General features: G+C 43.7%; 3 protein-coding genes. 1 reads left to right on the top strand and 2 read right to left on the bottom strand.

The features are described 5' to 3' along the window. Positions 1-10: 10 nt before the first annotated feature. Positions 11-10,591, bottom strand: a complete 10,581-nt coding sequence (locus tag H4K34_RS13840; RefSeq protein ID WP_210757982.1) for an HYR domain-containing protein — start codon at positions 10,589-10,591, stop codon at positions 11-13. A gap of 155 nt (positions 10,592-10,746) precedes the next feature. Then, positions 10,747-12,516: a tetratricopeptide repeat protein gene (locus H4K34_RS13835; RefSeq protein WP_210757981.1), complete on the bottom strand. Its 1,770-nt coding sequence runs from the start codon at positions 12,514-12,516 to the stop codon at positions 10,747-10,749. Between the two features lie 240 nt (positions 12,517-12,756). On the opposite strand from H4K34_RS13835, the gene H4K34_RS13830 reads away from it, so the two are divergent. Continuing rightward, positions 12,757-13,221, top strand: a complete 465-nt coding sequence (locus tag H4K34_RS13830) for a hypothetical protein (protein WP_210757980.1) — start codon at positions 12,757-12,759, stop codon at positions 13,219-13,221. Positions 13,222-13,348: the final 127 nt, after the last annotated feature.

Below are 13,348 nucleotides of genomic sequence, written 5' to 3'. Positions count from 1 at the left end.
CTTTGTGGGATTAGTAAATGATCAACTTGCGTGTTTCTCGGATCGCGCCATTGGAGACACGGAGATAGTAAACTGCAGCCGGTAAGCCCCGCAGATCAATGCGGATCTGGCTTTCAGCATTCAGCTTCTGTTGACTTTCATAAACCAATTTTCCATCGGTAGAAAGCACTTGAACCTTCATATTCTCTTTCGTGAGGCCGGCAAAATCGATGGTAAACAATCCATCATTCGGATTCGGATACACTTGCATATCCGACCAATTGAATTCGTCTACCCCAATACCACCGTGGATCGGTCCAATCGCATAGCCTGCACCAAATACCTCACAACCGGAAATATTTCCTACAATCACCTGATAATGTCCACTCTGGGTGTAGGAGTAATTCTGATTCACGGCACCCGGAATCGCTACTCCATCTCGATACCACTGATAAGTAGAATAAGTCTGAGTGGTAGACAGGGTATTCGAAGCAACCTGCACAATCTGTGGAGTGCTTGGCACCGGTAATACGGTTACGATAATCGAACCACTTACCGAACAACCATAGTCATCTACAAAGGTGTAAGTGAGGGTTTTTCTGCCGGTCCCTGCGCGAGCCGGATCGAAGGTGGTTCCGCTATTGATAATCCCTGGACCAGACCAATTAATACTGGCTTGTCCTTCGGTAATATCCACTGCCGGAGCATTAGCACAAATCTCTAATAAGTCTGGCAACTTAGCCTGACCTTGAGGAATCACCACTACCGTAAAGCCAACCACCGTATCATTTCCAGCAGCATCGCTAATACGGAAGCTGTTCTGGGTTACCCCGATGGGGAATACGTTTCCAGGAGCTAATCCGGCGATTTGCTGAACGTTTACAGTACCACAATTATCGGTCGCCACTGGTAGGCTGTACACATAGGCTGCACCACATTGGCCTACCGTATCATTTGCAGGCACTGAACTTACTACAGGTTTCTCCTGATCCTCTACAGTGATATCGAAGCTTATGCTAGTTTGATTACCCGCCGCATCGCTAGCGGTATACGTAACGGTCGTAGTTCCAATAGCGAAGAAATCGCCGGAATTATGACTACTGCTAAAGGTGCTTACCGTACAGTTATCCGTAGCATTAGGAGCGGTCCAATTTACATTGGCCCCACATTGACCGGCATCATTGGCTTGTACAATATCGGCGGGTACATTGCTAAACTGGGGTGCAATCGCATCAGTAACGGTTACATCAAAGCTTACACTACGACTATTACCATCGGCATCGGTGGCGGTGTACACAATTGTTGTGGTACCCACCGGCAAGGTGGCACCCGGAGCATAATTACTCGTAAGGGTAGCGGTTCCGCAATTATCGCTAGCCACCGGAGGAATCCAGTTTACACCAGCGTCACAAGATGCGGCATTAGGTAATACCGTATACACCTGCGGTACATTGCTAATTAGAGGAGCAATGGTATCCAAAACATTAATGCTAAAGCTTCCGCTTTGACTATTGCCATTGGCATCCTGCACCAAGACATTCACGGTTGTTAAACCTTTCGCGAAAAGTCCGCCATTGGTTTGCGAGGTACTTACCGTAGCACTGCCACAATTATCGCTACCCAAAATGGCTGGCCATTGTACAATGGTTCCGCATTGATTGGCATCGGTATAAGCCGTGATATTGGCCGGAAGATTTACAATGCTGGGGCTGATGGTATCCTTAACCGTGATAATCACATTTTGCGAAGCGGCATTGCCATTCACATCCGTGGCGGTAAAGTTCACCAGGTTTTGACCTAAATCAGCACAGTCGAAGGTATCGATATCCAGCACCCGACTGGCAATCGAACAATTGTCGCTGCTGCCATTATCTACTTCCGTGGCGGCCACTGCTCGCATGCCATTGACATTGAGGTAAACAGTAATATTTTGAAGGTTTAAGACCGGAGCTAAAACATCCTCTACCAGAATAGTATAATTGGTAGTTTGGCTGTTGCCTGATGCGTCAGTAGCAGTGAGACTCACTGTATTAGAACCCACATCAGCACAAGAGAAGCTAGTCTGGCTTAGGCTCCAGGATATAACCCCACAATTATCACTGGCATTGCTATTAATGTCAGCTGGACTTAAACTTGCCGCTCCATTGGCATCCAAATTCAAGGTGAAGCTTCCGCCAGGAACAACGGGCGAAACTGTATCCAGAACGGTAATTCCTACCTGGGTACTACGCTGGTTGCCATTTACATCTACGGCCGTGAAAGTAAGGGTCTGATTACCCAAATCACTGCAATCGAAACTGCTTTGGCTGATTTGTAAATCTTGAATCGCGCAATTATCTGTGCTACCATTATCCAAATCAGTAGCACTAATCGTAGCCTGACCATTGGCATCCAAATACACATTAATAGACTGGGTACTTAGTACCGGAGCCATAGTATCTAATACCGCAGCTACAAAATTGGCGCTGGCCATATTGCCACTGGCATCATCCGCCGTAAGGCTGAGGCTGAGGGTACCAATATCGCTGCAGTTGAAAGAACTTTGACTTAAGCTTAGATTTTGAATGCCGCAATTATCATAAGAGCCAGCATCAACCTGGCTGGTGCTTAAGCTAGCATTGCCATTGGCATCCAGATAGAGCGTTTGGTTTTGAGCCAGTACTGTGGGTGCGGCATTATCTACAATGCTAATAGTCCAATCGGCAGATGTACTATTACCCGAAGCATCTGTACCCGTTAAACTAATGGTATTAGAACCCAGGTTGCTGCAATCAAAGCTAGTCTGACTTAGACTCCACTGGCTGATTCCGCAATTATCAGAGCTGCCTGCATTGATATCGCCGGCCGTAAGACTAGCCTGGCCATTGGCATCGAGGTTTAAGCTTAAACTTCCTCCAACTACCTGAGGTGAAATGGTATCCAGAACGGTAATTCCTACTTGGGCACTACGCTGGTTACCATTAACATCTACTGCGGTGAAAGTAAGGGTCTGATTACCCAAATCACTGCAATCGAAACTACTTTGGCTGATTTGTAAATCTTGAATCGCGCAATTATCTGTGCTGCCATTATCCAAATCAGTAGCACTAATCGTAGCCTGACCATTGGCATCTAAGTACACATTGATGGATTGGGTACTCAACACTGGAGCCATAGTATCTAATACGGTAGCTACAAAATTGGTACTGGCCATATTGCCACTGGCGTCATCCGCCGAAAGGCTAAGGTTGAGGGTACCAATATCGCTGCAGTCGAAAGTACTTTGACTTAAGCTTAGATTTTGAATACCGCAATTATCAGAGGAGCCGGCATCAACCTGACTAGCGCTTAAGCTGGCACTGCCATTGGCATCCAGATAAAGTGTTTGGTTTTGAGCTAGTACTGTGGGTGCGGCATTATCTACAATGCTAATAGTCCAATCTGCAGATGTACTATTGCCGGAAGCATCGGTACCGGTTAAACTAATGGTATTAGAACCCAAGTTTGTGCAATCAAAGCTAGTTTGACTTAGACTCCACTGGCTGATTCCGCAATTATCAGAGCTACTTGCATTGATATCAGCAGCGCTAATACTAGCCTGACCAATGGCATCGAGGTTTAAGCTTAAGCTTCCTCCAACTACGATAGGTGAAATGGTATCCAGCACCATCACATTTAGCATTTGGCTGCGGCTATTGCCGGAAGCATCGCTGGCAGTAAATTGAATCGCCACCTGACCTAAATCGCCACAATCAAAGCTTGTTTGACTGATCTGTAAACTTTGGATGGCGCAATTATCGGTACTACCATTATCCAGATCATTGGCTGTAATGCTAGCCTGACCGTTAGCATCGAGATACACATTAATGGATTGGGTATTCAAGACCGGAGCCATGGTATCGATAACCGTAATGATGGCATTGGTACTATTGGAATTTCCACTTTGGTCGAAAGCTTGGAAACTAATGGTATTCTGACCTAAATCTGCACAGTTAAAATCGCTTTGCGAAAGGGCTAAGGAATCGATGCTACAGTTATCAGTGCTGCCATTATCAAGCATGCCGGTTGTGATGCTCGCCATTCCGTTGGCATCCAAATAAAGGCTTAGGTTACGTGAGCGCACGACAGGCAGAATATTGTCTTCTACCAAAATCTGAGCTTGAGCAGTAGTGCTATTACCCTGACCATCGGTAGCGGTTAAGCTTACCGTATTTAGACCCAGATTATTACAATTGAAACTACTCTTACTAATGGAGTAGAACAATTGATTGGAGCAGTTATCATAACTGGCGCTATCTACCTGAGAAGCAGCCACACTAACCTGACCGGTTGCTCCTAATTGAACGGTGATATTACGTGGAATAACCACTGGACTAATGGTATCGCGCACTTCTACCAGGAAGGTCGCAGAATCTTGATTTCCGGCCAAGTCTGTGATATAGAAGGTTTCTAAGTTTAGTCCTTCATCGGCACAAGTGAAGGTCGATTGACTTAGCGCATAGCTCACATTACAATTGGAAACAGAGGCGCGGTTTACCGATTGAGGGTCGAGACTTACGCTTCCATCCGCCCCTAAATACAGGACTCTGTTACGGGCATCTGCCACCGGCTTAATGGTATCGCGAATTTCTACGCTAAAGGAAATGCTGTCCGAATTTCCAGATGCATCACTGGCAATTAGGTAGTAATTCTGAATTCCCAGATCATCACAATCAAACTGGGTTTTGGAAATGCTAATTTGCTGGATAGCGCAGTTATCGGTACTGGCATTATTCACTTCATTAACACTTAAACCTGCCTGTCCAGCATTATCAAGGTATAGGATCTGATTGAGGGCCTGTAATTGAGGGGCAAGAGTATCTAGAACCAGTACTTGAGCGCTAGCACTATCCCGATTCCCTAATCCATCATCGGCGAAAAGCCAAACCGTATTGCTTCCTAGATCAGCGCAACTAAAGTTATTTTGGGAAATATCAAGATTGAGATTCGCACAGAGTTTAGTACTAGCAGAATCAATATCGGCCGGCACTATAGCAGCCTGACCATTGGCATCCAGATAAATTTGAATATCTCGTGTCCGAACATCCGGCTTCACCGTATCCAGAACCGAAATGGCAACCAGGCTACTGTCTTTATTACCCGAATTGTCTATCCCGATAAGGTAAACCGTTGGAGTCCCCAGGTCGGAGCATGTAAATTCCGTCTGGCTCAGATACAAAGTATCCAGGCTGCAATTAGGATCATAGGAATTGGAATCAACTTCGGAGGCTGAAACCGAAGCTTGACCGCTTGCATCTAAAAAAAGATCTATGCCTTTAGCATAAACGGCTGGCGCAATGCTATCCAGTAAAGTTAATTGGGCGACGCTGGTTCGACTGTTTCCATAAATATCGCTCGCCGTGATCTGAATCTCGTTTAAGCCGAGGTCAGCACAGGTTAAAGTATCCGCATTCCAGAATACCGTATCTAGCTCACAAGCTTCCCAAACATTGGAAATCACCGAATTATAATCGACGATAAATTGAGCATTGCTATCTAAATAATAGCCAGCATTCAGCACCTGAATACTAGGTGCTATGGTATCGATAACATCAATAGGAAGATTTACCGGCGTACGGTTTCCGGCCTCATCTTGCACATAAACCAATAAGGTATCGCTCACATTATGCCAGGCTGAATCCACATCGAAGTTGTGCAGCTGCCCATGGTAGGCACCGGGTCCCTGATCAAACAATACTGAATCGCCAGCTTGGTTAAATCCAAAGGATGCGAGAATATGACTGGGATCGGGACTCGTTAAGCCATCGGCAAGGGTATCGTATATGATAAAATCATCCAGGTCTACATTACTTAAAGGACTAAAACTGGGATTCGTAGTCCCTGCCTTTCCCAATACCAGATTTAGGTTTGAAACCTTAGACGAATCGATGGCATAATTTGCAGTGATAATCAAATTATCATCGAGATAGACTTTAAGATCAGGCTTAGCATAACTGAAGGTGAATTTATGCCAAACATTAAAAGGCATATGGGCACTCACTACACCTGCTCCTCTTACAGTAGGTCCAGTGGTCACCAAGGTGAAGAAATTCGAAAAACTATATCCTAATATTTCCTCGGTACCGCTTCGTAAGCTAAAAACTCCGCCAATTAGCTGAGAATAGGGTCTATTGACAATATCTTGCCGGTGGTAATACTGAATGGAGAAGGTATCAATTTGATCAATCACACCATCCAGGTCGATCGTAACCGTATCATTTATTCCATCAAAGCTGAGATAGGAAGCGGTGGCCCCTTCCGAAAAGTAAGAATCCACATCGCGACAAGTAAATACATTGTCGGTCAAAACAATACTGTCGACTAAACCGCAATTATCGGTCGATCCACTATCGAGGCTCCATGAGTCGATAGAGCCCAGTCCATTAGAATCCAGATAAACTTGAACATTGGATACCAATTGCGCATCCGGACTACTTAGATCTTTTACGGTAAGTCGCAGATAGGAAGTATCGGAAACATTACCATAAGTATCATAAACAAGATAGCTATTCACCGTGGTACCTAATGGATAAATGGTATCCAAGGGCAATCCGCTTAATTGAACTACTGTATCCAAATTGCACTCGGTAAAGTAATTCTCAATTGGCCCCCAATTGTATTGCGCATCACAGGTAGTATCGCTGGTAGCCACTTCTCTTGAAATGTCAAAATCAGTTGCAGCAGATGAATCATTGAGCGTGAAGCTATAGGAGCAGCTATCGCGGTTACCACTACCATCTTCTATGTAATAGCCAATATCAGTTTTACCGAAGGGTAAATAAGTCCCTGATTCGGGTCCGGCATATTGAACCGTTTTTAAATTGATATACTCCTCACCTTCCAGGGCAATAATCGGAACAACTCCTGAGCGGTTAGCTGGGTTAATCGTGGCATATCCATCATTTCGGCCCCAATAGCCCGGCACAGTTTGGTTATTTAAGTCGGTATTTCCAGCGAAGGAGCCCGCCACTCCAGGACCTAAAATCTCAACGATGATTTTATCCGAAGGGATTAATTGCAAATCAACAGGCACAGTTTGTAAACCGAAACTTTGATTGTGAGTATAATGATTGGTCCTGATGATGGTCGGGTGATAACGATTTAAATCGATTCGATTCTCGTCAGAGAGGAAGTCAAATACGCTATCACCATGGGTAACTTCGCTGAAACGATAGATACGCACTTCATATACATTTCCATCTGGAACAGCACCTATTCCAAAGGTGATTCCCTTCAAATGATAATTGTTTTGAATACCATCCTGATCTAAATCAAAAAAGCGAACGATCCCGGTTGGCTCTGGACCAAACTTATTGGAGGCATTAAAAGAAAAGGCAGTGGTTAAACTACTTTGGGTAATCTGGTGATCAACCTTAGCTGCGCAGGCTGTATCAAAATTAGGTGCTTGGAATCTTTGCTCAAAATCGCAGGTATGAAAGTAATCATCAAAATTTCGATCTTGAGGACAAGTCAGAAATTGAGGGGCGATAGTATCGGTAACCAAAACTTCAAAACTGCAGGTTTCGGCATTTCCGCTACTATCTCTAAACTCATAGGTTACAATGGTTTTTCCTTCCGGAAATACACTTCCACTGGCATAACCGGAAACAAGGTTTAAACTGGCTAAAGCACAATTATCGCTGGCTTGTGGCAGGCTATAATTTACAATGGCGCCGCAGGAATTACTATCAGCTTGTACTGAAATATTAGCTGGAACAAAGGTAATTTGAGGCTTAATGGTGTCTTTTGCAAAAATCCAGGTGCGAGCAGAATCGATTAAACCATTGTGATCCTCAGCATACACCCACAATTCTTTGGCATTAAATTGACGATCACTAGAGTTCCAATTCACAAAGAGTCCATCGTAAGCATTTGGACCATAATCTTTTAATACCGTGCCTGTTTCTAAAAGAGGATAATAGGCTACTAGGTGAGGGATTTCAGTTAAAGAATCCTGAGCCCATAAGAGGTTCATATCAGAAGGGCTAAGCAGGCTATCATATAGCGCCACATTAGCAATACTTCCTTTAAAGAATTCGCCAAAACTATTGGAGGAGCCTAAGACAAAGTTTTCATTGCTAATATCAAAATTGATGTTAACCGTGAAGCTGCCTATGTTTTCTCCATTTATCCAAACCTCAGGATTAGCGGTAGTGCCCTTAATCACTATTACTATGTGGTACCATTGACCGGCATCAAAGCCTTTGGAATAATCTAAAGTGCTATAGGAAATGTTATTCCACAATCCCAGCTGATTAGCATTCTGATTTAAGTGGAAAGAATAGCGACTGGTATTACCACGCATCGCGATAATTCCGGCATTACTATTATAAGAATCGGGCTTCACCCACAGTGAGATAATCCCTTGATCAAAATTTAAAGAAGGATTATTGCTTACCCAGGCAAAGTCATTAATTCCGTCGAAGTAGGCGGAGGCAGGCACCGGCCCGCTGCTTATCACCGAACAATCGAGGCTATCGATGGAAAGCCAAAGAGAGTCTAATTTGCAATTATCGGAGGCGTAGCTCAGGAAATCAGAACCTTGAATATTCAGCCTTCCCGCGGCATCGAGATACTTAGTTGTAAAGCCCGGTAAATTAAAATTGGGGGCGATACTGTCTGATGCGTTTAGGCTAAAACTTCCATTTAAGGTATCTCCCAGAGCATCGATAGCATGGTAGGAATAGCTTCCAGCCGCTAATCCAGTCCTTTGCAAACTAGTATCTCCATCCCCCCAGCTAAACTGGTAAGGCGCAGCTCCACCATTGATATATGCTTGAATGGATCCGATGCTGTCGCTTGGGCAGAATGGATTTTGATTAGCTAGCACATCGACCGTCAAAGCAGGGTAAAATGCTCTTAAAATGGGAAAGCCATTATTTACCAATGGCGTGATTCCCCATACATTCGAAAAATCCCAATTGTTATAATTGTTAAACTGCTTCATTTGAGCAGTGGTTAATGGCAATCCTTGACTGGAAGATGCTACGCTATCACTATTGTAATAGCTTTCCGTAGCCACTACTCCGCCTGTACCACCGGCTAAGGCCCGGGTTCCGGAAACTGCGCCACTGGCATATACTTGATTCAGGTTGGCACTGCCAATTACATTCCCAATTAGGGCACCGGAGCCATCTGCACTTTGAGTTTGGGCGGTAGAATAAGCATAATTTAGACTAAGGCTCTTGGCTATTTCTACCTCGCCAAATAAGGCTCCTACCGAATTCTGACCTTCAATACTTCCGGTTACAGCTATGATATCGTTGGAGTAGTTACTTGCTGAGCTACCAGCAATGGCACCAACTTTATCTTTCCCCTTAATATCAACCTCTTCCAAGGCTAGATTCCGAACATAAGAAGCGCCTGCTAATTCTTGAAAAATTCCGACTTCATCTTCGTTGGGTCGATTTATATAAAGGCCTTTAATCGTGTGATTTCCACCTTCCAAATAAATTCCAACTTGATCCGGCTTAAAATCCGGACTCATGCCTAGACCATTGAAACGACGGTAAAGAGGCTCCCAGCCTTTGCCATTATTCCAGGTTTGGGTTTCGCTGGCATCTATATCATTCTCTAGGCTTACACTGGATTCTACAACAAAATCCAGGAATTTCAAATCCTTGATATCCTTTATCAGAATGCGATCCAAGGTTCCATCCGCGGTATCAGTTTCTACCTGAAGGAGATGGTTTTTAGTGCTTTCTGAGGTATTCAAAGCGGTAACAATACCAATGGAAGCCAGATTTAATTTAAAGCCTAAAAGAAAGGTATTAACGGTTCCTATCACACTATTACTAGCGGCCATATTATTGAAGTTCAAGGAACTGCAAGTGAATCTAAAATGATCTGGACTTAAACCTGAACCGGGAGGATAGGCCGCGGATCCTTGAACATTTATATAGCCACTTAAATCAACCAATTTCACATGCTGCGAGTCGGTGCTCTTCTTGCTGTAAAAGGACAGATCAAATTTATACACACAGCCAAATCCACTATTGTAATAGCCATAAGCTCTTTGTGATGAATTGGTAGAAAAAGGCTCAATAAAGCCATAGATATATACGTCATCACCATTGGGATAAGCCCCAGACATTTGAGGAATTAATACTCCTAGTGAAGCGGTATTGAGCTGAAAAGGTGCATTAGAAGGAATATCACCCGGACTTAAACGGAAGGCATAAGGGGCTGTCATCCCTGGAGAGCTTAAAAAGAACTCAAGTGGATTATAGACAATCCCATAAGTAGCGGTTCTGATTTCAGCTCCGGTATAATAACCACCTTGAGGAAAAACTCCCAATTGGATAAACTTGGCGGTATCCGCTTCCCGGAGAATATAAGCACTGTCGGTTGCAGTAGAAATAGCAGTGCGTCCGGTTCCACTTTTATCATCGCAAGTGTACCATTGAAAATTAAGATTGTGATTGGTAAGCGCAGTATCCAGAGAACGGAAGAATAAGGTATCTCCTACTTCCAGGGTACCGGTAAAAGCGCAATGGGGTGCATTAACACCCGATGATAATTGTCCAAAAGCCGCACTTGCCCAAATGGCAAAAAGCAGACTCAAAAACAATCGGTAGAGTAAGCGTAGATTCATAGAGTTGGGGGGAGTTTAATTAGCGGATATAAAACTAATCGGGACTCCTGCTCCCACTCTTATATTTTAAGCCTCAAATAGGCCTCAGAGAGGACCTCAAACGGGCCTCAAAAATTATAGAACACTGAAATTCAATAATTAAGAACTAAAGACCTTTAAGAGACCAATTGTAATATTTCCTTCACTCCATCCTGGAAATCGAGCTCCTCTGCCATGTCTAATTTCTTGCGAACCCGGTAGCGAATATTGCGAACGGCCTTTTCAGTTTTCTGTAAAAGTTTAGCAATATCCTCGGTTCGATAATCCATTAAATAGAGCATGGTGGTATACACTTCGGCTTCTTTTTTCTCCCCTAATTTACCCGCTAATTGATCTTGTAAGCCAGGGTAAAAATCATTGATCTTTTGGGCAATTTCTTCCAAAGCCGCTTCGGTCGCTTTGCGGCCCACCAGGTTCTTCATTTGGCGGGTTAACTTTCGATTTTCCGGTTGCTCCAGATTATTGTTAAGGTCGTTCAACAATTGTTTGAGCTCGGCATTAAGCATTTGATGCTCGGTAATTTGCTTTACCCTCTCCTGCAGTTCGGCTTTAAGCTGATTATTCTTTTGCTCGCTTTGTTCTTTCTCTAGGGCGGTGCGTTTCAAATCCGAAGCCATTAAGGCTTCTTTCTGCTCATGCAATATTCTTTCCGCCTTGCGCCTTTTCACAATGGTATTTACCAGAAAAATAAGGAGGATTGCCACCAGGCCTACGGCAATTAAGGCGATCATCGTTCCCTGATTTCGAGCTTCCAAAATTTTATTCTGAGCTTCCTTCTCCTTGGTTTCATATTCTACCAAAAGCTCCTCACGCACCTCCAGCTTATCCTTTTCCAGAACATCTATCCAAAGTGAATCGTAGATTGTTTTGTAGTAATTGAAGGAATCCACATCGGCTCGGCTAACCATGATCTTCATCCCTAAGTTGGCAAGATGCTTTACGCTTTCATCATGGTGCGCATACTCTGGATATAAAGAACTTAATTTCTGATACAGCTCCTCTGCCCGTTTCACGTCCTGAACATCCAACAAGAAATTCCCGTAGGAGGTCATATCCGTTATCCAGCCAAATAAATAGGGATAGTTCTCGTAGATCTTAAAAGTCTTCTCGTAATATTCTCGGGCTACCTCGATTCTATTCAGTTTAGCATAAGTACGAGCCATATTGCGATAGAGGGTGCGCAGTAAAAAGCTATCTCCAGCAGCTTCGGCCTTGCTAATGGCCATTTCTCGGTAATTGATAATACTATCGTTCGAGCTGCCTTTATTTTCATGTAGGAGCGCTAAAGCTTCATAAATACCGGCCAAATTTCGATCATCATTTTCATCTTCGGCATATTCTGCCCCAACATTACATATTTCGATGCCCAGCTGAATTTCACGCACTTTATGGTAAAAACCACATAATTGGCGATAGAGAAAGGATTTCCTTTCGGGCAACATATCCCCTTTTAAGCGAATCATTTCCCTTAAACGAATACTGGTTTCAATCGCCTTTTCCTTTTCTTCCTGATCAGCTTGGAGGAACATCAATTGTGAGAGGGCCACGGCCAACATTTCTTCATGGCCTATTTCTTCCAGAATCTGGATGCGTTTTTCCAGAAAGCCCTCGGCCATATCCAAATTGCCGATTTGCTGGTAGCAGATAATCAACATAGACTCTAAAGCCTCGGCCTGCAGCTTGGGGTCAAGACTATCAATATAATCTTCGTAGGCCGGTAGGAACCAATTCCCCAGGCTATCCCCCTTATTTTGAGCAATACTAAAAATGTGGGTTTCCAATCGAATTAAGCGATCGGTATTGAAGCTGGAATCCGACATCGCCCTTAAAGTTCCCCTAAAGGAATTCGGAAACTCCTGGGCTTTTAATTGGTTCAGCGAAACCATGAATAGCAATAGACAGAAAATAGCTCTGAATTGCCTGGCGCTTTTTTTAACTTCCTCCCCCCGGTTTACTAAATATGAAACCATGAAAGTCAACAAACTCATCCCCCTGTTTTGGTTGTTTAAATACAAAATTCAAGCAAGCACATAATTACTAAATAGTTTTAAAAGGACTAAATAAAATTAACATAAGCTCCTAAAAGCCTGAAAAACATGAATATTAAGTCAAAAAAGTCAATATCCATGCTTCTAATTCTATTCGTATTGGGAATTTATCCCTTAGCAGGATTACAAGCTCAGGCCTATGCCTTGCTTTCAAGGAGTTCGGACAGCGCCAGCATCTTCCAATGTTATCTCCTTGATGAGATGGGCAGTCCGGCTACTCCTCAGGATGATCGGATTATAGATAGCTTACTTATCCCTGCTTCGAAGCTTAATTGTCCTTTCCAGGAGATAGATCTGGTGGTGCATCATCCGGTGCTTACCGGCAATTCCTTAAGCTTAGAAATATCCTTTTTTAAGCGCAATCAGATTCAGGATCCTCGCGACGATCAATGGCTCTACTCTGTAGTTTGGCAAGGCGACAAATCCCAATTCAAACAATTACAAAGGAATCCACCGGAAGAAATTCTGGCTCCCGGTAGCTTTAAGCTGGAGAAGCCCAAAACCTTGCGCATTGATCTTGACTCCCTTTCTAAAGCCAATTAGCAAAATGCGGGTCATCGAATACTTCCATGGCAAACCTTGCTTTGAAGCATAATCGCCGGCCGATTGGAATTTGGGGCAGGAGCAGCTGAGAATGTAAATGTGCGCGCTTAATGCTTTAATATTTTGA

Origin of the sequence: Croceimicrobium hydrocarbonivorans, from assembly GCF_014524565.1 — a bacterium.
GTDB lineage: Bacteria > Bacteroidota > Bacteroidia > Flavobacteriales > Schleiferiaceae > Croceimicrobium > Croceimicrobium hydrocarbonivorans.
This window is presented reverse-complemented; position numbering and strand designations above follow the sequence as displayed.

Excerpts from the sequence above, each read along its gene's own strand:
- H4K34_RS13835 (WP_210757981.1), bottom strand. The coding sequence starts at position 12,516 with ATGGTTTCGCTGAACCAATTAAAAGCCCAGGAGTTTCCGAATTCCTTT.
- H4K34_RS13840 (WP_210757982.1), bottom strand. The coding sequence starts at position 10,591 with ATGAATCTACGCTTACTCTACCGATTGTTTTTGAGTCTGCTTTTTGCC.
- H4K34_RS13830 (WP_210757980.1), top strand. The coding sequence starts at position 12,757 with ATGCTTCTAATTCTATTCGTATTGGGAATTTATCCCTTAGCAGGATTA.